This is a genomic window from Bifidobacterium sp. W8103 (genome assembly GCF_016100775.1).
Classification (GTDB): Bacteria; Actinomycetota; Actinomycetes; order Actinomycetales; family Bifidobacteriaceae; genus Bombiscardovia; species Bombiscardovia choladohabitans.
Genome location: NZ_JACFRV010000001.1, coordinates 914,238 through 937,947 on the forward strand (window position 1 = coordinate 914,238; position 23,710 = coordinate 937,947).

At 59.0% G+C, this 23,710-nt stretch carries 15 protein-coding genes and 2 tRNA genes; 9 read left to right on the forward strand and 8 right to left on the reverse strand.

The features are described 5' to 3' along the window. Window positions 1-47: 47 nt before the first annotated feature. The gene (locus tag H3U90_RS03450; RefSeq protein WP_198177054.1) at window positions 48-815 is read right to left on the reverse strand and encodes an SDR family oxidoreductase; all 768 of its coding nucleotides are present in this window, start codon (window positions 813-815) and stop codon (window positions 48-50) included. Window positions 816-1,312: 497 nt separating this feature from the next. Next, window positions 1,313-1,921 (reverse strand): M48 family metallopeptidase, encoded by a 609-nt coding sequence (locus tag H3U90_RS03455; RefSeq protein WP_198177055.1) that lies wholly within the window; start codon window positions 1,919-1,921, stop codon window positions 1,313-1,315. 104 nt (window positions 1,922-2,025) lie between these two features. Here H3U90_RS03455 and H3U90_RS03460 point away from each other — a divergent pair. Further along, window positions 2,026-2,099 (forward strand) — tRNA-Ile (locus tag H3U90_RS03460). Window positions 2,100-2,136: 37 nt separating this feature from the next. Beyond that, window positions 2,137-2,209 (forward strand) — tRNA-Ala (locus H3U90_RS03465). Between the two features lie 396 nt (window positions 2,210-2,605). Here the strand turns inward: H3U90_RS03465 and H3U90_RS03470 are convergent. The 4 genes from H3U90_RS03470 to H3U90_RS03485 form a co-directional block, all read right to left on the reverse strand. Further along, the gene (locus tag H3U90_RS03470) at window positions 2,606-3,670 is read right to left on the reverse strand and encodes an Abi family protein (protein WP_198177056.1); all 1,065 of its coding nucleotides are present in this window, start codon (window positions 3,668-3,670) and stop codon (window positions 2,606-2,608) included. Between the two features lie 666 nt (window positions 3,671-4,336). Next, entirely contained in the window at window positions 4,337-5,194 is an 858-nt protein-coding gene (locus H3U90_RS03475) for a Na+/H+ antiporter NhaC family protein (protein ID WP_232340492.1), read from the reverse strand. A 483-nt stretch (window positions 5,195-5,677) separates the two neighbouring features. Continuing rightward, a complete protein-coding gene (locus tag H3U90_RS03480) occupies window positions 5,678-7,426 on the reverse strand; it encodes an amino acid ABC transporter ATP-binding/permease protein (RefSeq protein WP_198177058.1) in 1,749 nt (582 codons plus the stop codon). After that, the gene (locus H3U90_RS03485; RefSeq protein ID WP_198177059.1) at window positions 7,410-9,449 is read right to left on the reverse strand and encodes an ATP-binding cassette domain-containing protein; all 2,040 of its coding nucleotides are present in this window, start codon (window positions 9,447-9,449) and stop codon (window positions 7,410-7,412) included. Before H3U90_RS03485 ends, H3U90_RS03480 begins: the two co-directional genes overlap by 17 nt. Window positions 9,450-9,643: 194 nt before the next feature. Between H3U90_RS03485 and H3U90_RS03490 the strand changes: the two genes are divergently transcribed. The 7 genes from H3U90_RS03490 to H3U90_RS03520 all read left to right on the forward strand — a co-directional run bounded on the left by H3U90_RS03490 (window position 9,644) and on the right by H3U90_RS03520 (window position 20,599). Further along, on the forward strand, window positions 9,644-10,252 hold the full coding sequence (locus H3U90_RS03490) for an MptD family putative ECF transporter S component (protein ID WP_045934821.1): 609 nt from the start codon (window positions 9,644-9,646) through the stop codon (window positions 10,250-10,252). Then, the gene (locus tag H3U90_RS03495; protein WP_044097939.1) at window positions 10,249-10,947 is read left to right on the forward strand and encodes an energy-coupling factor transporter transmembrane component T; all 699 of its coding nucleotides are present in this window, start codon (window positions 10,249-10,251) and stop codon (window positions 10,945-10,947) included. The genes H3U90_RS03490 and H3U90_RS03495 overlap by 4 nt, the downstream gene beginning before the upstream one ends. Further along, window positions 10,925-12,376 (forward strand): ABC transporter ATP-binding protein, encoded by a 1,452-nt coding sequence (locus H3U90_RS03500; RefSeq protein ID WP_198177060.1) that lies wholly within the window; start codon window positions 10,925-10,927, stop codon window positions 12,374-12,376. Before H3U90_RS03495 ends, H3U90_RS03500 begins: the two co-directional genes overlap by 23 nt. Before the next feature lie 164 nt (window positions 12,377-12,540). Continuing rightward, entirely contained in the window at window positions 12,541-13,242 is a 702-nt protein-coding gene (locus H3U90_RS03505; protein ID WP_045923831.1) for an ABC transporter ATP-binding protein, read from the forward strand. A gap of 2 nt (window positions 13,243-13,244) precedes the next feature. Next, window positions 13,245-16,703 (forward strand): FtsX-like permease family protein, encoded by a 3,459-nt coding sequence (locus H3U90_RS03510; protein ID WP_198177061.1) that lies wholly within the window; start codon window positions 13,245-13,247, stop codon window positions 16,701-16,703. Between the two features lie 104 nt (window positions 16,704-16,807). After that, window positions 16,808-19,645 carry an ABC transporter ATP-binding protein/permease gene (locus H3U90_RS03515; protein WP_198177062.1) on the forward strand — a complete coding sequence of 946 codons (2,838 nt, stop codon included), beginning with the start codon at window positions 16,808-16,810 and terminating at the stop codon, window positions 19,643-19,645. 111 nt (window positions 19,646-19,756) lie between these two features. After that, window positions 19,757-20,599, forward strand: coding sequence for a formate/nitrite transporter family protein (locus tag H3U90_RS03520; protein ID WP_232340491.1), 843 nt, complete (start codon window positions 19,757-19,759; stop codon window positions 20,597-20,599). A 567-nt stretch (window positions 20,600-21,166) separates the two neighbouring features. Here the strand turns inward: H3U90_RS03520 and H3U90_RS03525 are convergent. Both H3U90_RS03525 and uhpT read right to left on the reverse strand, forming a co-directional pair. After that, entirely contained in the window at window positions 21,167-21,919 is a 753-nt protein-coding gene (locus tag H3U90_RS03525; RefSeq protein ID WP_198177063.1) for a tyrosine-protein phosphatase, read from the reverse strand. Beyond that, window positions 21,916-23,310 carry a hexose-6-phosphate:phosphate antiporter gene (uhpT, locus tag H3U90_RS03530; protein WP_198177064.1) on the reverse strand — a complete coding sequence of 465 codons (1,395 nt, stop codon included), beginning with the start codon at window positions 23,308-23,310 and terminating at the stop codon, window positions 21,916-21,918. Before uhpT ends, H3U90_RS03525 begins: the two co-directional genes overlap by 4 nt. Window positions 23,311-23,710 lie beyond the last annotated feature (400 nt).

A 23,710-nucleotide genomic window follows, 5' to 3' on the forward strand; every position in this document is an offset into this window, starting at 1 on the left:
CGGTTTCTGACAGAATCAGTTTTGACAGCATCGGTCCCTTACCAGGCTCAGCTGCGACGGTAAAGCTTGGTGTAGGAGCCTTCGGCCCGGGGACGGACCACAATCTGGTCGATGTCCACAGTGTCGGGCTGCTCCAGGGCCCAGGTGACGCATCCTGCGATGTCTTCGGCGGTCAGCGGGTCGGGCACCCCGGCGTAGACCGCATCGGCCCGGTCGCTATCACCGCCGAACCGTTTCAGGGAGAACTCATCGGTGTGGACCAGACCAGGGGCGATATCGACCACGCGCACTGGCTCGCCAATCAGTTCCAGCCGCAGAATGCGGGCCATGACCCGTTCCGCCGCCTTGGACGCGCAGTATCCACCGCCGCCCTCGTAGGGCTCGATGCCTGCCGTCGAGGAGATGACGAGAACCGTGCCCTCCGACTCTTTCAGGGCCGGGAGCAGCTTCTGGATGACCCGCAGGGTGCCGATGACGTTCAGCTCGTACATGCCGCGCCAATCGTCCAGGCTGGAGATAGCCACCGGATCCTTGCCGAAGGCCGCGCCAGCACAGTTGACCAGAGCTTTGACTGGACCGCCCTTGAGCACGGCATCGACGGCCGCCTGGGTGGAGTCCTCATCAGTCACGTCGCAGACCTCATAGGTGAAGTTCTGACCCAGCTGGTCAGCCAGAGCCTTGAGATTGTCCTCGCGCCGGGCCAGACCGACCACCTTCCAGCCCTTGTCCACCAAGGCCCGCGCACTGGCTTGGCCGATGCCGCTGGAAGCGCCGGTCACCAAGGCACGCTTGGTTGTCTTCTTGGATTCCGTCATTTCATCCGCTCCTTCATGATCGATTGCCCCGGATCGGTTCCACACTCGCCTCCGGGTCGCAGGGAGCCTGCCTGGCTGCTGCAGGATCGCCCCTCTTCCTCAACGTTAGCGCACCAGCAGGGGCTGCGGCAGTCTCCCGTCGGTCTTCGATGACAAATGTGGTGGAGTAAACCAACCTTGAGCAGGGTCGGAACGAATCAAAGCAAGATCGGGTTGAGTTAGAACAGATCCGAGTTAGAACAGATCAAAGTCAGATCGGTCTGAATCAGGCCGCATAGTCAGGTTAGATCAGGATAGACAGGACACATCAAAAACCATTCCAGCTTCGTATCAGATGGCCTAGCGAGGGTTCGGATTCGGAAATCACCAGCACGGATGATGCCCCAGGTTCATACTTCACAAGCGCGCATTGCACAAGTTCAGAAATCACGCGGAGTTAATGGCTCCGGAAATCATGGCTCTAGGAGTCATAGCTTCAGATGTCTAAGCTTCTGGAGTCACAAAGCCAGATAGCGGTTGAGCCGACGACGGCGCTCTGTCCAGTCAGGCATATAGCGATCCATCCGCGCGCGGAAGCCGGGGCCGTGGCCATGCTCATAGAGGTGGGTCAGCTCGTGAACCAGCACGTACTCCAGCAGGTCAGGAGCCAGCCAAGCCAGGTCGGTGTTGAGCCGGATGCTGGCAGTGGCAGGGGTGCAGGAGCCCCAGCGCGTTTTCATCTTCCGCAGACTGATACGCTCAGGCCGACGGCCCACCACAGGAACCCAACGATCCAGCAAAGTTGGCAGCCTCTCCTGTAGAATTCTCTTGGCTTCGGCCTCGGACCGGTCCGGCGACAGCTGGCCATCGGCTCCGGGTTGGGTGTAGACATCGCGTGAACGGGCCAGACGTTCCCTAGTGGTTGCGATCCAGCGGCGCTTGCCGTCGATAAAGAGGCGAATCCGGTCATCGCTCAAGGCCAGAGGCGCCGTCACTTCCAGATGGCCGTCAGGCGGTTTGACCCGCAGATAGACGTTGGCAATCCGCTTCCTGATGACCAGAACCGTCTCGCCGCCGACCTCCAGCTGCTCCGACCGGACTGGTTCCGCACGCCGTTTCCGCCTCATAACCACCATTCTTCCGCCAAGACGCGACGCGACGCCGCCGAGATTGACTTGAGGGGACACTATGGTAAGCTATCCATTTGTGTGATTCTTCGATCACACGGCATGGGCCTGTAGCTCAGCTGGTTAGAGCGCATCCCTGATAAGGATGAGGTCGGAGGTTCAAGTCCTCCCAGGCCCACGCATTCTTGCGCGGTTGAAGTTCTTTTCACATTCACGGGGCTATGGCGCAGCTGGTAGCGCATCTGCTTTGCAAGCAGAGGGTCGCCGGTTCGAATCCGGCTAGCTCCACAGGTAGGGATTTCCGAGGTTCTTCAAGACTCCTTTTGCATCATCTTTTTGGCAAATATTGACTCTCCAACTGCGACTACAGCGTGGATGGCAATGATGCAGTGGGGTAGACACCCTAGCGGCTGAAGCTCATACAGCCGAATGTATCTTCACTGTTATCATTACGCCACTGAATGGATGACCACACCCTACCAAATCATTCTATTTAAAGATAACTTTCAGCAATGCTTCCGGCAGGAACAAAGAAATCAATGATAAAAGCCTGGAATCACTATTGAGTTACAGAGTCGGTTTCAACACTAATAAACAAGGAAAGTGCCGACCATTCTACCAAAGACGGCCAAAAATTTTGCTCTCCAATAAACAGATCACCTTGAACTGTTGACTGAACAGAATTCACTTAACAGAAGAAGGCTGAGGGATAAAATGCAATCTTCCGCTTTGATGCGGCTGGTTTCTTTCAACTTTAATGTAATTCGAGAACGCTCTCGAAATACGAATAATGCACGCAAGGGTATTCCTTAAGTGGATGCACTCCGGGTTCCCCTGATAATACTGCTCGTAATTCTTGCATATTCTTTGTTCTAGATCTAATATCAATTTTGCTGCTATGCGTCGTATGGGCATACTGTTACAGACTATAAGAAACATGCACAAGAAACTTGAATAGTCATAGACAAGTTGCGATTTCTTAATCGTACTTGGAATAGGTGCCGGGGGGTTATCCATTTGGAATAAATCACACAAACACCCATCAACAAACTCAGTCTGAGGCACATGGCCCTGCTTGTTTGTTCTATCCACATCCAACAGTAACGGGGCACTATGCGATACCGCATTTCGTAGCCTACGGAAGTTGCCGAAAAATTTTGTAGCATTATCTCTCAGATGTAATGACTTCAAATACTTCATGTATGAATCAATCAAATCACCTAGATTGAAGCATTCCCAGAGATTCCATATTTCCGGGTCAGGGAAATATCTGCGAACCATATCATCTGAATAAGGAGAATATTTAAGCTTGATTCCTGTCTTGCCAGACCTGCCATCGTGCTGATTTCGATAGCCAATTTTTTCATCAAATACAAAGCGATCATCTGGATCAACCAGCTTTGCGACTCGTCTACCGTCAAGCTCAGAATTTGACATCAACAAATTATTAAATCGCACTTTCAAATCATGTTCCGCGTTTGCTACCAGATATTCCAGTGCCATCCTGAGCTCATAGTCAATGACCGCCAAATCCTTGAGTACAGCGAAATCGAGATTCTTGTACTTCCCGTCATCGTGCTTGTTGAAATTGGAAGCATATCGCTTAATCCTAAATAGATAGGTATTTGCAGATAGATATGCTTTAGCGGATTCCTCATTACAGATGTCGAATACGATGCCATCGTTTTGCAAATTAGCAATTTGAAAATCGAGGCTTTTAGCAAGACACGTGCGCTTTGAACTGTCCACATTGGCCCCCGCAGTTAAACTAATGGGGCATCCGCTTCGAAAAGCGCTGCCCCATTAGTGAAGAGCTGGTCAATGTGACCAACCCTCTTTTGACTTTGTACCTACAATGTTAATTGCATATAAGCATCTGTCAATTTATTTCGCGCGTGTTGAAAATAAAGTCTGGCGCAGACAAAGGATAGATTTTTCTGTTTTTTCAAGGACTTATCAAGTGCTGCTGAGTCTGTTTTTTGAGATTATGGATACTGGTTAAGTTTCATAATATTTAAAACTTATCGGCTATCGATTCAACATAACAGCCGCAACAAAGTACTCGATATAAAGATAAAATTACTAAACTCCTGGTCTTTGCTGTTCACTGAAATCAGACTAGTTATATAAGTGCTGCTTTCATAGTCAAACATACTGATTCTGCGATCGATAGAAAGACAGAAACCTGTATTAACGCCGTTAAGCTCAGCGCCGGTCGTTGAAGCCTGGATAACCAACTTGCTAATTTCCGGACAATGAGAAGAGACCGAACCCATGCAGGTCCATATCCGTTTTCCGGCTGACAAGAAAAGCGCCACAACAGGCATTGTCTGGTTGCGGCGCCGATTCGATATAGCAAAGAAACGGCTCTACGCTTCCTTCTCCTTGTCCAGCTCGGCGAGCATGGTCTTCTGCTCATCCGGTGTCAGCTTGCGAATGCCGATTCCAGTGTATCCCCAGATGGTGGCGAAAATCACACCGGTCCAGCAGAGGGTTGCCCAAGGCATATATATAAGAGAGCGTAGGTACGCCCAAGGTGGCCGCCATATAGGCGCCAGCGGCTATCCAGGGCAGGATCGGCTCGAATATGGTGCCGGAATCCTCTATGCTTCGACCAAGGTTGCAGGGGTGCAGACCTCGGCGGATGTAGGCAGGCCTCAGCAGCTCACCAGGCAGCAGGAGGGATACCTGGCCGTTGCAGGTGGTGGATATGGTCAGGATGCCGGTCAGCAGGGTGACGACAATCAACGAGCCGGTGCTCTTGCTGATCTTGAGCAGGGATTCCACGATCTTGTTCAAAGCCCCGGAGGCCGAAAGCACCCCTGCGAAGGACAGGGCACAGAATGCAATCAGGAGGGTGCTCATCATGCTCTCCATGCCACCCCGGTTCAGCAGACTGGTAATGTCCTTGGCTGCCGGGCCCAAGTTGAAGCCCTTGGGGAGCATAGAGGTGTCGAACCCGTTGACGATGGCGTTGAATGCATTGGTGACGGAGAAGTGCTGGATGACGACGGCATTGAACATAGCCACCGCGGACGAGAGCAGCATAACCGGAATGGTCGGCTTCTTCCACGCCGACCCGATCAGGATGATCAGGAGGGGTATAAGCAGCATGACCACGTTCCAGGTGAAGGCCTGCGAAAGCGTGTTGTTCATCTCCGCGACCTTGTCAAAGCTGCGACCACCTGTGGATTGGGCTCCACGTCCCGCCACGAACATGACTATCGCTACCACCAACAAGGAGGGGAAGGTGGTCCACAGCAGGTGCTTCATATGCGTGAACACATTCACATGGGTGATGGCCGCTGCCAAGTTGGTGTCTCCGGACAAAAGAACAACTTGTCCTCGAAATAGGCATCGTTGATCAAAGCTAACATTCACCTATTTATAGTGAAGTGAATCAGTAAAGTGGTAACTTTACTTATGCACTAAACGACCTCGACTTTGTCAAACGGGATCGTCCGCCTTTCAGCTGTTCTAAGACAGCTAAGCTCCGTGAACCTCACTTATGCGGAACCTTGTTGAAATACCACCACCCCGAATGAGAGCAGACTCCTATTTGGCTGAACCACTTTTCTCGGAACTGACTCCAATCGGGCTTCCCATTTGCACAGTCAATAGATGGTATTCGCTGCCGGAATCACCCGTTGAAATGGACCAGCGCCGGATCAAATTACGCCGATAACACTGCCAGCAGCAATTCGAAGTGACACTATGAATTGCACCTCGAATTGCACCTCGTTCTCTATGAAATGTTCAGGCGGGGATAAGCTTGCCATTTTGTAGCGTCAGCAGCCGGTCCACCCGAGCAAGGACCGAGGGCCGGTGGGAGACAATCAGACAGGTACGGTCACCCTTCCGCTGGATCAGCCTGGTCAGAACCCGGCCCTCAAGAAGGGCATCCATATTGCTGGTGGGCTCATCCAAAAGCATGAATGGTGCCGCGCTCAAAAAGGCGCGAGCCAAGGCCACTCGCTGCCGCTGTCCCTCGGACAGATCTGAACCATTATCGGCAAGCAGATGATCCAAACCGTCAGGTAGCTGGTCAATCAGATCATCCAAGCAAGCGTCATGGGCGGCCTGCTCAATATCTACCCTGCTGGCATCGGGCCGGGCCAGAGCGATGTTATCTGCCAAAGTAAGACTAAATATATAAGTGTCCTGGCTCACCAGAGTCTGCTGGGCACGCAGGTCTGCAGTGCGGATGGTCTCGATAGGCAGGCCGGAAACCGCCAGATCCCCACCACTGCGCTCCTGGAACCTCATCAGCAGGTCGATCAAAGTCGACTTGCCAACCCCGTTGGCACCTTGGATGCCAATCAGCTCGCCAGGCTCGACAGAAAGATTCAGACCCTCCAAAACCGAAGTCCGGCCGCCAGAGCCACGCGAATCGTCTGTACCCGTGTCAGTCTTGCCAGCGTAAGAGAAGGAAACCGCCTTGGCCTCTTCTCCGGTGAACTCCGCCAAAGGATTCCCGTGATCGGATTCCACCTCACGTACAGGCGGCTCCTTGTCCAAAAGAGAGAAGACCCGCCGAGCGGCAGCCAGTGTAGGCTGCAGGCCAGCGCCTAGCCGGGCCACAGGTATCAAGGGGGCGAAGGAGGAGAGGAAACCGACCAGTCCAATCATCCCCCGGGCAGGATCCACCAACCCCTCAGAGCCAAGCCAGCAGGCCATCAGGGTGAAAGCTCCAACGCAGATCAGAGTGACCACGTTGGTGACCATGTCGTTGGCGATGGTCCGCCCAGAGGTGCGCCCCCGGGCTTTCAGCATCTGATCCGTGGCAGCTCCCACCCGGCGACGGGTGTTGCCGAGGGCACCCAGCCCCGCCAGCTCTGTACGGCCCTGCAGGGTCTCCAGAAGTAGAGAGTGCAAATTGGCTTGGGCCGTTCGCTCCTGCATAGCTACCTTGAAGGTGGGCCTTGCGCTCAGGATGGGGATGAGCAGGCCGACGATCAGGTAGGAGACCAGGGCAGCCAGACCCATCCAGGGCGAGAGCCAAGTGAGCAGGGCCAGATTGGACAAAGAGGTTACCAGGGCGATGGCGATGGGCGATAGGGTATGAGCATAGAAGATTTCCAGCAGCTCGATGTCGTTGGTAATCACCGTCACCATGTCCCCGCGCGCCTGGTTCCGCAGGCCGGCAGGGGCCAGGGACCGCATCTTGTCGAAGACCGTCGTGCGGATGTCACGAAGCATGCTGAAGGCCATCTCATGGTTGTAGTACTGCTCCCCATAGGCCATGACCCCCCGGCTGAGAGCAGTCAGAACCGCCACCAGGGCCCAGACGACCCACTGGCCACTCAGCGGCGGCCAGTCCGTGACCAGGCCAATCAGGGCCGCAGCGGCAGCCATCATGCTCCAGACAGCAAAAAGATGGCCTAGGCTGCCACAGAGGATGGCTTTGCCCTCCGTACCAGCCAGAGGCTTCATCAGCCGGGCCATGCGGCGCATCATCGTCAGATTGCCGGTCGTCTGCTGCATGTCGTCACTCCCCGTCCTCATACTGGGCCTGCTCCTTCCACTGGGCCGCAAATCCGCCCCCGGCATCCATCAGTTCACGGAAGCCACCACTTTCCATCAGACGACCCCCTTGCAAGAAGAGAATGGCATCGGCATTACGAACCCCGGCCAGGCGGTGGGTGATGGTCAGGACAAGGGACTCCTTGCCCAGCGCGTCCATCAAGGCGGCCAGAGTGGCGTCATGTTCACGGTCCACGGCACTGGTAGCCTCGTCGAAGATGTAGACGGGGGAACGTCGCAGGAGTCCGCGGGCAATGGACAGGCGCTGGCGCTGCCCTCCGGAGAGGTTGCCTCCCTCAGGATCAATGAGAGCATTCAGCCCGCCCTTGCTCTGGACAAGACCGGTCAGGCCGACCTGGTCCAGCGCATCCTGCAGCTCCCAATCCGAGTAGCCCAGTCCGGCCGGATCGAGATTCGACCTGATGGTCCCGGTAAAGAGGCGATCGGTTCCCCGAACCACAGTCTGCAGGCCGACCAGGTCCTCGCGTGACAGGTCGCCGATCTGGCGCCTGCCAATGGTCAGCTCTCCGGTATACCCCTGAAGACGCCCGGACAGCAGACCCGCCAAGGTGCTCTTGCCAGAACCCGAAGCGCCGACCAAACCCACATGCCCCTTGGCAGGCAGATCGAAGTTCAGGTCAGTCAAGGCCTGGAAGCCGTCAGGATAGGTGTAGGTCAGATTGCGAGCGCGGATGCCCGGCGAATCGTCTCCAGACATATCCGCCTGATCTGCCTGCGCCGAGCTCAGCCGTACCGAACCAGCATTCTGCCCCACCACATCGGCAGAACCTGATACAGGCGCTTGGACAGCGTCCAAAGTAAGCTCCGAGGCGGATCCACTTGCAGGAATTCGGCCAGCACCCGATGCGGATTCCGGGTCAGACTCCCGAGCTGCTTTCTCAGATACTTCAAGACTCGTTCCTGGATACACTTCCTCGGGCGCTTCCGGAATCGTTGCTGGAGCCACATCCGAAGCTACTTTCTTTCCTGACTCAGGGGTCGTCTCCGGGGCCGCAGACTCTCGATTGCTCCCCTGCCGCGCTTGCAGAATATCGTCGATGGCCTTGCCCTGCTTGATGGCGACCATGCCGGAATGCATCATGTAGACCAACTGCCGCTCAGGGGCGAAGAGCCGGACCCCGGCCAGGGCGACAACCAGGCAGGACAGCACTCGTGAGGAGCCGCCCTGCCCGATCAGGACCGTGGCTGCGACCGCCAGGATGAGGCTGGTGTAGATGACCACGTCGGCCTTGATCAGCGAGCGCAGCTGCCCGCCCAGGACCCCCATGGTTATCCGGCGGAATCCCTCGGACTCCTCGGCCAGATCGTCGGCCTGCCGCTGGTCTGCCCCGAATATCTTCAGGGTGTTGAGCCCCCTCAGGGCATGCTCAAAGTGGACGCCGACCTTGTCGTACTTGCGCAACTGGCCTAGCTGCACCTTGATGTTCTCGCCCATGGTGGGCTTGGAGGCCAGGGGCAGGGCCACCATGCCAATCACGACGATCACCGCAGCCAGGGGGCTGACAGGCAGGAGGACAGCCAACGCCACGACCAGCATCAGGGCGGTCTGGACCAGCGCCGGAATGTAGGCCGTGAAGTAGGAGACGACCGACTTGACCCCCTCGGTCGAAAGCCTGGCCAGGGTCTGCGCCGGAACGCCCAGGTCGTCCTCCTGCCTGTTGGGGTCGAACACGGATAGGTAGAGGGCCTGGGAAAGCGCCTTGCCCATCCCATCGGCCAGCCGGGCACTGACGGACTTGGCAACCGCCTGGGCCAGGAGCCGAACCAGGATCAGCCCACCTATCAAGGCCGCCAGAAGTCCGGGCCGACCGGGCACCCAGGCAAGGGCATGGGGAACAGGCAGGCCAAGGGAACGGCCCACGGCCGCGATGGCCACCGGCAGGAGGAGCACCTCCGCCAACGCACCGATCGTCTGCAGGAGGGCCAGCAGGAGGCTGGCGCCCATCCTGGCTCCCGGTAGATGAAGTAGTCGCTTGCTGATCATGCCTGTCCTCCGTGCCGCCTTTCTGATACGCCTCTCTCAGTGGACACTAACAAAATCCTCGCGCGCCAAGCAAGAGACATAAAAAAATATCATTTACTTTCCCTCCCGGCCCTCCTAAACTTGACGGCACAACCTGAAATCGGCGGATATGGCCTAGGGCCGAGCGACCGCCACCCAGATGGGAGCGATCCTTTATGAAAGCACTGAAGACAAAAGACCTGGTCAACGTCGGCATTTTCACGGCCCTCTACTTCGTCAGCATGGCGGTGGGCAACTTCATCACCGTCTTCCTGGCTGGCCTGGTCATGCCCGGCCTGTCCTCCCTCTTCATCCCCGCTGTGGTGGGGCTGGTCTCCGGCCCGGTCTACATGCTGATGATCCGCCGGGTGCCCAGGTTCGGGGCCATCACCATCGTCGGCGTCATCATGGGCCTCTTCCTGCTGGTTTTCGGCCACTTCGCCCTCTCCTTCATCCCCTACGCCTTCTGCGGCCTGCTGGCTGACCTGGTTCAGTCCTCGCTCGGGGAGAGTCGTCCCAACCTGGCCCGCTACCTGAGCTATGTCATCCTCACCTTCGGCTGCACCGGCCCAGTTCTGCCCCTCTGGTTCATGAAGGACGCCTATGTGGCCAGCCTGGTCCGCCGCGGCAAGAGCCAGGAGTATATCGACGGAGTCTTCGCACCCATCACCGGAGCCACCTTCCTGGTCTGCATCCTGGCCACCCTGGTCGGCGCCCTGCTCGGGGCATGGATAGGCGCCCGGATCGTCGACCGGCATTTCAACCGGATACCCGCCAAGCAATGAGGCCCATCTCCATCTACACCAGATTCCTGCTGGTCATCTTCGCCAACGCCCTGATCTTCGTCACTCTGCCCACCCCGCTGGTCCTGGCCATCAACATCTACTTCTGCAGCTTCCAGGTCATCGTGGGCAGGGTCAGGAAGGGCCAGGCCTGGCTTCTGGTCTGCCTGGTCTTCGCCCTGGGCGCCTCCCTGGCCATGGTCTTCCCCGAGAACCTGCCGGGACATTACCTGCTCTTCCTCTTCGTCGGCGTGGGCAGGGTCCTCCCCCTGGTGCTGGTTGCGGCCTTCATGATGGGCACCACCAAGGTCTCGGAGCTGGTCTACCTGCTGCGCAAGATCCACGCCCCCCAGTGGCTGGTCATCCCCGTCAGCGTCCTCTTCCGCTTCTTCCCGACCGTCAGGCACGACTATGCCCAGATCAGACGGGCCATGAAGTTCAGGGGAATCGCGGTCACCACCGGCGATATGGTCCGGCATCCGATGCGAACCATGGAGTACATCTACGTCCCCCTGCTCAATAACGCCACCAATGTGGCCTCCGACCTGACCTCGGCCGCCCTGACCAGGGGGATTGGCGACCCCGGACCCAAGACCTCCATCCAACGGATTGCCTTCACCGGACTGGATGCGCTCATGTGCGCCCTGGGTCTGGTCCTTATGGGATGTGGAGCCTATGTTGCGATGTTCCAGGCTTAGCTTCACCTACGAGGGCGCCAGCAGGCCTTCCCTCGAAGAGGTCTCCTGCCGGATGGGACAGGGCCGACTGACCGTGGTCACCGGGCCGAGCGGTTGCGGCAAGACCACCCTGTCCAGGGTCATCAACGGCCTGATTCCCGAACTCTACGAGGGCAAGCTGGAGGGAGAGTGCCTGATCGAGGGCGAGCCCACCACGGCCCGGCCCATCTACCAGCTTTCGGAGCAGGTGGGGTCGGTCTTCCAGAACCCCAAGACCCAGTTCTTCACCACCGACGTCCGCAGCGAGCTGGCCTTCCCCCTGGAGAACACCGGGGTCCAGCCGGAGGCCATCCGGGAGCGTATAGACCAGGTGGCCGACCTCTTCGGCATCGCCCCGCTTATGGACCGGGACATCTTCTCCCTGTCCGGGGGCGAGAAGCAGATGATCGCCATCGCCTCCTCCTGCATGATGGACCCGGAGATTTTGGTCCTGGACGAGCCCTCCGGAAATCTGGACGTGGAAGCGGTGGCCAGCCTGGCGCAGATTCTGGGCCGCTTGAAGGACCGGGGCCTGACCATGGTCCTGATCGAGCACCGCCTCTACTACCTGGACGGCCTGGCCGACGACTTCCTGGTCATGGAGGACGGCAGGCTGACGGAGCACCTGACTCCGGCCGCCATGAGGGGGCTGGATGGCCCAAGCCGCCAGGCCATGGGGCTGCGGGCCCTGAATCTGGACGCGACCGAGAATGCGAGCGCCCCAGCCAGGGTCACTACCGAGAAGACCCCCGACCTCTTGCGGGTCAGGAACCTAACCTATGCCTACCACCACGACCAGGATCCTGCCCTGGATGTGGACGACCTGACCCTGTCCAGCGAGGACATCACCGGCATCATCGGCCGCAACGGAGCCGGCAAGAGCACCTTCGCCTCCGTCCTGACCGGACTGCTCAAGCCTGGCGACAGGTCGGAAATCAGCCTGAACGGGACCAAGCAGACCGCCAGGGAGCGCGTCGAGGACTCCTACATGGTCTTCCAAGATGTCAACTACCAGCTCTTCAGCGAAACCGTGGAGGGCGAGATGCTCCTTGGAGCCAAACGGACCGACCTCTTCGAGGAGGTGGCACGAAAGCTGGACCTGGAGCGGCTCCTGGGCCGGCACCCCAACACCCTCTCCGGCGGGGAGAAGCAGCGGGTGGCCATCGCGGCCGCCATACTGTCGGGCAAGCGCCTGGTGGTGCTGGACGAACCCACCAGCGGCCTGGACCTGCTCCACATGAACCAGGTGACCGGGATGATCCGCTACATGCGCTCCCTGGGGGTCATGGTGATCGTCATCTCACACGACCAGGAGTTCCTGGCCCAGACCTGCCAGCGGTTCATCACCTTCCGCCAGGGCAGACCGGTCAGGGACAGCCGCAAACTGGGCAACCTCCTGCAAGCCCTCTGAATCTCCGAACCCTTGCAAGGCCGGCGAACATGACGCCTCCCGGCAGGCGGTTCTTCTGTGCTCCCGACCCCACAAACGTATACAGTAGTGGGGAAAAGAGCATCAGGAGGGCGTCCCTTGCGTCGGACGACCCCGCCGCACAGCCAGGGTTACGAGAGGGCATGATGGGCTATATCGACGTCATCGGAGAGACGAAACGGTATGTGACCGGCGAGACGACCATCGTGGCCAACAATGAGGTCACCTTCTCCATCGAGAAGGGCGAACTGGTGGTCATCCTCGGCGCCTCAGGGGCGGGCAAATCGACCGTACTGAACATCCTGGGCGGCATGGACACATGCAACGAGGGCCAGGTGATCGTGGACGGGAAGGACATCGCCGGCTATGACGCCCGGCAGCTGACCACCTACCGCCGCTACGACGTGGGCTTCGTCTTCCAGTTCTACAATCTGGTGGCCAATCTGACCGCCAGGGAGAACGTGGAGCTGGCCTCTGAGATTGTCGACGATGCCGCCGACCCGGTCCAGACCCTGGTCGACGTGGGCCTGGGCGACCGGATCGACAACTTCCCCGCCCAGCTTTCCGGCGGCGAGCAGCAGCGGGTGGCCATCGCCCGGGCTGTGGCCAAGAACCCCAAAATCCTGCTCTGCGACGAACCCACCGGAGCCTTGGACTACCGGACCGGCAAGCAGGTGCTGCGCATCCTGCAGGACCAGTGCCGCAAGAAGGGCGCCACCGTGGTCATCGTCACCCACAACGCGGCCATCGCCCCCATCGCCGACAGGGTCATCCGCATGCACGACGCCCGGGTTCAGGCCGTGCAGACCAATGACAGCCCCGAAGACATCGAAAACGTGGAGTGGTGAGGATGCAGCCCGTCAGGAAGGTGCTCTGGCACGACATCCGGGTCTCCCTGCGCAAGTCCCTGGGGCGGTTCATCTCCATCGTCTGCCTGGTGGCGTTGGGCTCCTTCGCCCTGGTCGGGCTGAGCGTGACCGGGCCGGACATGCGGCAGGCCGGCAACGCCTACCTGTCCGACCACCATCTGGCCGACCTGATGGTCATCAGCAGCTATGGGCTGGACCAGGAGGACCGGAACGCCATCGACACCGCCCCGGGCAACTCAGGAATCGAATACGGGTATCTGAAGGACGTGGTGCTCAAGGGCACCGACAAGAGCCTGCGCATCTACTCCGCCCCCGACCGGATCTCCACCTATGAGCTGGTCGACGGGACCATGCCGACCAGGTCGGACCAGATAGCGGTCGACACGGCCCTGGGTGAGAGCCACCCCATCGGCAGCAGCATCCAGGTGGATGAGAAGGCCGACCAGCTGGGCAGGAAGGTCTTGAGGCACCACAAGCTGCGCGTGGTGGGCACGGTCAGGTCGACCGAGATCCTGAGCAAGGTCAACATGGGCCCCTCCACAGCCGGCTCCGGGTCCCTGGACTCCTACGCTGTGGCCACGCCCAAGGCCTTCGACTCGGACGAGTACATGATCGCCCGCCTGACCTTCAAGGACCTGGACCGGATCAGGGACCACTATTCCGACCAGTACATCCAGGCCCTGCAGACCCACAAGGACGACCTGAACAGGATCCTGTCAGGCCGCCCCACAGCGAGGCTCAACGCCATCAAGGCTCCACTGCAGAAGCAGCTGGACCAGGGACAGGACCAGGTGGACCAGTCCAGAAACGAACTCGAGGGGAACCGGCAGCAGCTGGACCAGGCCAGGAAGGATCTGGACCAGGGTGCCCAGAGCATCCAGTCCGCCAAGAACCAACTGGCTGCAAAGACGGTGCAGGCCCAGGCGGCCATCGACCAAGGGCAGCAGGAGGTGGATCTGAGTTCGGCCGAACTGGCTCGAAAGCAGAAGCAGTACCAGTCCTCCGCCAGCCAGGTGGCCCAGGGCAGGCAGCAGGCAGATCGCGGGCAGCAGGACATCGACCAGGGGCAGGCCAAGCTTGATGGTTCCCGCCAGCAGCTGGAGGGTGGCAAGGCCCAGGCCGACCAGGCTGTGGCCCAGGCCCAGGCAGCGCAGAAGCAATGCAGACAGGGCATCGCACAGGTCACCGGCCTCATTCAGACCATCGACGCCCAACTGGCCACACCCGGGCTGACCCCTCAGCAGCAGGAGGACCTCAACCGCAAGAAGGCCGGGCTCCAGGCACAGCTGACCGAACTCAATCGGCAATCACCGCAGATCGATGCCCTGGTGACCAAGGCCAAGACGGGCCGCGATGCCTTCATGACCAACCAGTATGCCCCCGGCATGGCCCAGGTTGCGGCCAACCAGCAGACCCTGGATGCAAAGCGTCGGGAGCTGACCCAGGCAAGAGCCAAGGTGGAGGAAGGCGAGCGCCAACTGGCCCAGGGCAAGACCCAGCTTGACCAGGCCTCCGCACAGCTGGCCCAGGGCAGGACCAAACTGGCCCAGGCCCGGCGGCAGCTGGCCGGCAGCCGGGCCTCGGCCCAGGGGCAGATCGACCAGGCCCAGGCCACCCTGGATCAGAAAACCGCGGAATACCGGGCCAAACTGGACAAATTCAACAAGGAGAGCCCGGATGCCCAGAAGAGGATCGACGACTCCCAGAAGAAGCTTAACAAGGCGGCTGACCAGCTGAGCCGACTGGAAAAGCCGGTCTACGCCCTGGACTCTCGTCGTGAGGCGCCCGGCTCGGAGGGCTATAAGGTCTACGCCTCCGTCTCCTTCATCGTGGACTCGCTGGCCAAGGTCTTCCCCTACTTCATGTATCTGGTGGCCGCCCTGGTCACCTTCACCACCATGACGCGCTTTGTGGACGAGGAGCGGATTAACGCAGGAACACTCAAGGCCCTGGGCTACAGGGACCAGGATGTCATGGCCAAGTTCCTGGTCTACGGCGGAGCAGCTTCCGCCCTGGGCGCGCTCCTGGGCATCATCGCCGGCCACACCCTGCTGCCCTGGATCGTCTACCAGGCCTATGTCCACGCCTTCGACATGCCGCCCATTCACTACGGCTTCCACCTGCCCATCACCCTCCTGGCCTGCCTGCTGGCCTTCCTGAGCGCCGTGGTTCCGGCCTTCCTGAGCGCCTGGCGGGAGCTGCGCGAAAAGCCGTCGGCCCTCCTCCTGCCCAAGCCGCCCAGCGCCGGATCGAAAATCTTCCTGGAGCGCATACCCCTGATCTGGAACCGGCTCAGCTTCACGCACAAGGTCACCGCCCGGAACATCTTCCGCTACAAGCAGCGGATGCTGATGACCATCTTCGGGGTCTGCGGATCGGTGGCTCTGCTGATGGCCGGTTTCGGCGTGCAGGGGTCCATCTCCGCCATCAACGAGCACCAGTTCGGTCAGGTGATCCGCTACGACCTGATCGCCGCCGAGAACAGCCAGGCCACATCCGACCAGCGCCAATCCATCAAAAAACGGCTGGAAAAGCCCGATGTGAGCCGTTCCCTGAACGTGCGTTACGAGGAGATGAGCAAGACGGCCGGCCACAACGCCGACAAGCAGTCCATCACCATGATCGCGCCGGCCAGCGCCGAGCACCTGGACGACTTCATCCGCATGGACACCCGGGCCGGGCACAAGCCCCTGAGTCTCAAGGGCGATGGCGTGATCCTCTCCGAACGGATCGCCCAGCTGACGGGGACCAAGACCGGCGACAGGATCACCCTGCAGGATTCAGGCGGCAGGGACAGGACCATGCGGGTGGACGGCATCTGCGAGATGTACCTGGGGCACTTCGTCTTCATGAGCCCATCGGCCTACAGGACCGTCTTCCATCAGGACTTCTCGCCCAACGCCCACCTGGTCACCTTCAAGGACTCCAGCGCGGAGAACACCAGAAGGCAGGCCGCCTCCTTCATACGTATCGACGGGATCCAGGGGGTGGTGCAGAACACAACCCTGATGAGCCAGATCGACACCGTGGTCAAATCCTTGAACATGATCATGCAGGTGCTGATCATCGTGGCCACCCTGCTGGCCCTGGTCATCCTCTACAACCTGACCAATCTGAACGTGGAGGAACGGATCCGTGAGCTGAGCACCATCAAGGTGCTGGGCTTCTACGACCGCGAGGTGACCATGTACATCTACCGGGAGACCATCCTTCTGTCGGCCATCGGCGTCCTGGCCGGGTACGGGTTCGGGGCCTGGCTGCACCATTACATCATCACGACCGTCCCGCCGGACAACGTCCTCTTTGACCCCTCCATCAGCTGGGTAGCCTTCGTCGTGCCCCTGGTCATGATCACGGTCATCACGGCCGGCCTGGGCTGGATGGTCAACAACAAGCTCAAGCATGTGGACATGCTGGAAGCCCTCAAGTCGGTGGACTAGGCCATATCGGCATTTACCCATGCTGATGGCGTAAGCTGGCACTCCAAGAGTCCATAAGTCCATGCCATTAAAGCCATTGAGAATCCAGAAAGCGGAGGACGACGGTGCTGCAGATCGAACACATCTCCAAACAGTACAAAACGGGGGACTTCGTCCAGCAGGCCTTGAATGATGTCAGCGTCAACCTGCGCGACAACGAGTTCGTGGCCATCCTGGGCCCCTCCGGCTCTGGCAAGACCACCCTGCTCAACATCATCGGCGGGCTGGACCGCTACGACCAGGGCGACCTGATCATCAACGGCACCTCCACCAAGAAGTACAAGGACCGTGACTGGGACTCCTACCGCAACCACACCGTAGGCTTCGTCTTCCAGAGCTACAACCTGATCCCCCACCAGAGCATCCTGTCCAACGTGGAGCTGGCCCTGACCATCTCGGGCGTGCACCGGCAGGAACGGCGGGAGCGGGCCAGGCAGGCCCTGGAACAAGTGGGTCTGGGCCAGCACGTGAACAAGCGGCCCAACCAGCTCTCGGGCGGACAGATGCAGCGGGTCGCCATCGCCAGGGCCCTGGTCAACAACCCCCGCATCCTCCTGGCCGACGAGCCCACCGGAGCCCTGGACTCCGAGACCTCCATCCAGATCATGGACCTGCTCAAGGAGGTGGCCCAGGACCGGCTGGTGGTCATGGTCACCCACAACCCCGAGCTGGCACACCAATACGCCACCAGGATTGTGGAGCTGCACGACGGATCGGTCATCAGCGACTCCGACCCCCTGCCCGACGACCAGGTGCCCATCCGCCGGGCACGCCACCGCACCTTCGGCAAGGCCTCCATGGGTCTGCTGACCTCCCTGTCACTGAGCTTCAACAATCTTCGGACCAAGAAGGCCCGGACGGCCCTGACATCCTTCGCCGGATCCATCGGCATCATCGGCATCGCCCTGATCCTGTCCGTGTCCACCGGGGTCAACCGCTACATCGACAGGGTGCAGCGGGAGACCATGACCTCCTACCCCATCACCATTCAGGAGCAGTCCTTCGACCTGAACAAGATAGTGGACTCCGCCCAGGAATCCCAGAAGGAGGCCAAGGCCCACAAGGATCTCAAGGCCATCCAGCCGGACGACTCCAGCATCAAGGGAGCCTCCAGCCTGACCAGCAGCATCACCCAGAACAACCTGACAGATTTCAAAAAATACTTGGACAATCCCAAGAGCGAAATCCACCAGTACGTGGGGTCCGTCGGCATCCAGTACTCCTACGCCACCAAGTTCTCGGTCTTCGGGCATGACCCGGACGGCAAGCTGGTCTCTGCGGACAAGGTGACCATGAGCGGGCAGGACGACGCCAGCTCCACCGCCAGCCAGATGGCCACGGCCAACACCGACAGCGACATGGGCGACATCCAGTCCATGCAGATGTCCTACCTGACCGGCAAGACCGAGAAGAACAAGGCCCCGGAGATCTTCGGCGAAATCATGCCGGGGGCCGATGCCAAGACCACCATCAGCAAGGTGGTGACCGACAACTACCAGGTGGTGAACGGCACCTGGCCCAAGGCCAAGGATCAGGTGGTCCTGGTGCTGGACAAGAACAACCAGATGCCCGTCACCAGCCTCTACAAGCTGGGCATTCTCCCCTCCAGCCAGTACACCGACATGATGAACAAGCTCAACAGCGGCCAGGAGGTCAAGGTCGACACCAAGCCCATCGAATACGCCAAGGCCATGGACCAGAAGCTCTCCCTGGTGCCTGCTGCGGACCAGTATGCCAAGGGGACCGACGGCCACTACCACTACATCGGCGACAGCACCGACCAGATGACCAAGGCCGCAGATCAGGGTCTGCAGCTGCACATCGTCGGCATCGTCCGTCCCAACCAGGGAGCCAAGGCCACACCCCTCAAGGTGGGCGTCGGGTATACCCGCCAGCTGACCGACTACCTGATCGACCAGGCCAAGACCAGCCCCATCGTCACCGACCAGGAGGCCGACCAGGGCCACAGCGTTCTCAACGGGATGGCCTTCGCCCCTGCCGACGATGCCGCCAAAGCCAGCGATGCCAAGGCCTACATCGCATCCTTGGGCGTCAGCCAGAAGGCCAGCATGGCCCAGGAGATCATGAAGAGTTCGGCAGCCATGGCCGGTCAGGAGGCCCAGCGTCAGGGTCAGGGCCGGGTCGGAGCCGCTGCGGGAGCCCAAGGTCCTGCCGGCATCCCCACGGGGGCCTCAGCCGAGCAGCAAACGGCCCAAGCTTTCGACCAATACATTGCCACCGCCCCTCAGGAGGCCCTGGTCGCCATCTACAACCAGTACGTCTCCACAGGCACCTACGCCGACAACCTGAGCGACTTCGGCCTGATCTCCCGGGACGCCCCCTCCCGCATCAGCATCTACACGGACAGCTTCGAGAACAAGAATTCCGTGGGCGACTCCATCAAGCACTACAACGACAAGGCCGCGGAGAAGAACCGGATCGTCTATACCGACTACGTGGGCCTGATGATGAATTCGGTCACCACTATCATCAACGTCATCACCTACGTGCTGATAGCCTTCGTCGGGGTCTCGCTGGTGGTCTCCTCCATCATGATCGGCATCATCACCTACATATCGGTTCTGGAGCGGACCAAGGAGATCGGCATCCTGCGCGCCATGGGCGCCTCCAAGCGGAACGTCTCCAACGTCTTCAACGCCGAGACCGGCCTCATCGGACTTCTGGCGGGCCTGCTGGGGGTGGGCATCACTCTGCTGCTGATCGTTCCTGCCAACAGCATCATGCACCACTTCATGGGCACCACCGAGGTGAATGCGGCCCTGCCTGCCTCGGGTGGCGTGGCTCTGGTCATCCTGAGCGTGATCCTGACCCTGATCGGCGGCCTGATCCCCTCGCGGAAGGCGGCCAAGCAGGATCCTGCCACCGCCCTGCGCACCGAGTGAGGCTGGGTGACACCGGCAAAGAAGTGAATTCCCGCACAGTAGGGCCCTAAGGACGGTCTCTCTTTACTCGGGAATGTCATAATAAACCCCGTGAATGAGCAATCCAATCAGATGACAGATCAACAGAAGAGACAGCCCCTCTTCCCCGGGCGGGCCTTCATCAGCACCGTCCTGGACGTGGTCGAGAGCAAGAAGACCATGAGTGGCGCCCTGACCGGCAAGTACATGCAGCGAGCCACCATGGCCGGCCTCTTTGTGGGTATCTTCTTTACGGCCTTCTTCGTCATCATGGGCCAGGCCGGCCAGAACCCCGCCGACCACGGTCTGATCCTGGCAGGCCGGGTCCTGGCGGCGACCACCTTCGGCTGGGCCCTGGTCCTGATCTACTACACCAACTCCGAACTGCTGACCTCCAACATGATGGTGGTCACCATAGGCGCCTATCACAAGCGTCTGGGCTGGCTGGCCTCCCTGCGGATCCTGGTCCTCTGCCTTCTGGGCAACCTGGCCGGAGCCCTGATCGTGGCCGTCATCCTGCGTTTCTCGTCCATCGTCAGCGGTCCCACCCTGGACCAGATGCTGGCGGCCGCGACGACCAAAACCGGCTACGTCTCCGGCGGTCCCATGGGCTTCGCCGACCTGTTCGTTCGCGGCATCCTGTGCAACTTCTGCATCAACATCGCCATGCTCATGGTCTATAACGGCAAGCTTTCCAACGACTTCACCAAGTGCATCATCATGGTCGTGGCCGTCTTCGTCTTCGCCTTCTGCGGATTCGAGCACTCGATAGCGGATTCGGCCCTCTTCCTCATCCTGGGCGTCTTCGGACGGGTCAACGCCTGGAAGGCGATTCTGGTGGTCCTGGTGGCCATGCTGGGCAACTACATAGGCGGCGGCATCCTGATCGGTCTGAACTTCGCCACCATGAACGACGAGCGCCACTTCAAGGCCTGATAGCCTTTCCGTAAGCCACCATCCACCTGCTCACCTTGGTCTCATGCACGCTTACGAGCCTGAGCGAAGACACCCATCATGAAGAAACTCGAAAGCCTGCGTACTGGCAGAAGGCGAAGGTTCATGATGAGCGTGAGTCAGACAGCAGCCGACAAGTCCCTGGTGCAGGAGTTCTACGACCAGGTCTTCAGCCAGGGGGATATCAGCAGCCGCTCCAGGACAGGGATGTCTCTTTCAAACTGAGTCCAAAATCCTCCTTGATCATCCAGTCACCTGCAGCGTCGATATGGTCAGTCAAGATGGATTCGGCTGTTCCCATGTCGTTTTGCTGACCATATAATCGCGGTCTGCTCGGCAATCCGTCTGTGCGAAAGAAACCCGCGCCCGCATTCATGGCCGTCTCCCAATGGCCCGGGCCTCCCGGTCGTCTGGCGATCAACATTGACCGACCAGAGCCGCACGGGAGCCCCGGAATCATTACCGTCCCAGACTTATGTATGCACGATGCCCCCTTACAATTGGCACTCAAGCCCGATCACCTGCCCGCACCTATTCGGTCTTGTGTGGTTATTCCAGCAGGTTGCGGCGCAGGGCCTCCACCTGGTCGGGTCCGAACCCCAGAGCCTGACGTGCATAGGCGAAGACATCGCCGTAGGCGTCGATCATGAGCTGGCGGGCGTAAATCAGATATTCCTTCTTGACATAAAGTGCAACCGCCAGTGCGTCCAGTGAATCCTGGTCGAAGCCCTTGGCCCTGAATTGGTCCAGCAGCTGATTGTTGGCCGCGACCCTCTCCTGGTTGGTCTTCAGATAGTCAGCGAATATCTGGTCGTCGTCCACCTCCAGCAGCCAGAGCACCAGGGCCGCGGCGAACCCGGTCCGGTCCTTGCCGGCAAAGCAGTGGAAGAGCGTGGCCCCCTGGGTGTTGCCCACGACGATGCGCAGGAAGCGCCCAAAACCTTTCTGAGCGCCTGGATTCAGGACCATGTCGTGGTAGGTGCCCAGCATATGGTCATTGACCCGATCGACCGAACCGATCGAGGCGAAGTCGTCCAAGCTGGTATTGCGGGCACCGATCATACCCAGCAGATCGATGTTGGTAAAAGTGATGCCTTCGATTGAGTCGTCAGGACTCTCCTGTATCTCGAAGGGTCGGCGGAAGTCCACGACCTGCGTGACTTGGTAGCGTTCGACCAGATCCCTCCTGGTCTCCTCGTCCAGGCCGACCAGCTGCCCGGACCGGATGAACCCGTGGGGACGGACCCGGCGGCCATGGATGGTCCGCATGCCACCCAGATCCCGAAAATTGGTGATGTTCATCGACGACCTCCTCTGATACGTTTCTCTTCCATCAAGGCCACCAGGCCCAAAAGTACGACCGCACAGACAATGGCGATATACAGCACGATAAAAGTGTCATTCCAACCATGCAGCACATGTCCCAGCACGGTCAGCCCATCGGACGAGGAATCCGCGATCTTGGCCAGCAGGACCTTGGCGGTGGAATCACCGAACAGGTAGGCGAATGCGCCGACCATGCCGCCGGACAGCACATTGGCCCGCTTGGGAATTTGATTGAGCATGGAAATATTGATCAGCATCTGGGGTCCGAAGATGAACATGCCCAAGAAGAAGAGCGAGATGTAAATGACCACAGGGGTGCGGCCCAGCTGGTAGCCTGCCATTCCGAGCGGCAGGCAGATGGCGCAAAGCGTGGAGACGAGGGCGGGCCTGCCACCCAGGAAGTCAGACACCACTCCCCAGAGAAGGCATCCAATCAAAGCACCCATCTCGAAATAGAAGATGGTCCGCGCGCCGACCTGATTGCTGAAATGCAGCTGCTCAGTCACACGCAGAGGCGCCCAGTTGTCGATGCCGATGCGGATCAGATAGACGAAAACGTTGCTGACGCAAAGCACCCAAACCCAAGGGTTCGAAAGCAGATACCGGCGGAAAATCTGCCAAGTGGTATCATCATGCGACTCTTCGTCCTCCTGTTTGACAGGCTCATTGAAGATCTTTTCTGAGGGTTCCCACCCGAGATCCTCAGGCCGGTTCTTACCGACCAGGAAGCACATGATTGCCACAAGAAGCGCCACTACACCCGGGACGATAAACATCCCCGCCACCTTGCCTCCGAAGAAGGTTTGGGCACACCAGATGGCGAATACTCCAGCCAGGCCACCGCCTATATTGTGGGAAGCGTTCCAGACGCCCAAATAACGGCCGTAGGTCGTCTTCGTCGTCCAGTTGGAGATCACCGTGGCGCAGCTTGGGCCTCCGGCGCACTGAAAGACCCCATTCAAGGCCCATAGAACGATCAACCAACCCATAGGCACGTGGCTTAAGGTAAAGAGGAAACCGATGCAGATGACTACGATAGACGAGCAGAAAAGCATAATCGATGCAATCTTCTTGTTGTCTTTGCCTGTGACCAGATATCCCACAACGATTTTTCCGATCCCATAGACAACAGAGAAAACAAAACCGATTACGCCCAACTGCTGGGTTGTGATGCCCAGCTGCTGCTTCATCAAAGGCTGGGCTGCTTTAAAATTATTCCGAACAAGGTACATGGTAATGTACAGAATGATGACCATCAGATATGGTTTCATAAACTCACGGAACCAAAGATGTCGTTGTTCGGTTACCGATATGGTCGCCTTCGGCACATGTTTGTCCAAGTGGATATCGAATATCCTGCCAGCCATCTAATACCTCCCTGTATATGGTGGGCAACAGCTGACATTCTACTTATTTGCTTTAACGTTTTATGTATTGACACACAGGGGTTTTGAGACAGTGCTGAAATACCTCAAAACACAGTTTTCGGACGGGTTTCGCTGAAGGCACGGGGCGCCCCATGGATACAACACAGCCTTATGCTTTTTGGGCATGGTGTTTGACAGGGCACTGATCTCGATCAGAGCAGTTAACCTCAACAAATGGTTTATCAAAGTATCGTATGAGCCAGAATGTCATTAGTTTGCTCAACAGAAGTTTCATTTTTATTGTCCATTGTGTCCTGATGGCACTGGCTCGGATCTCATAAGGCGGGCGAGTATGTGCAGTTTGGCAGTATCGTGCCATAAAGCGTACTGATATAGCTCA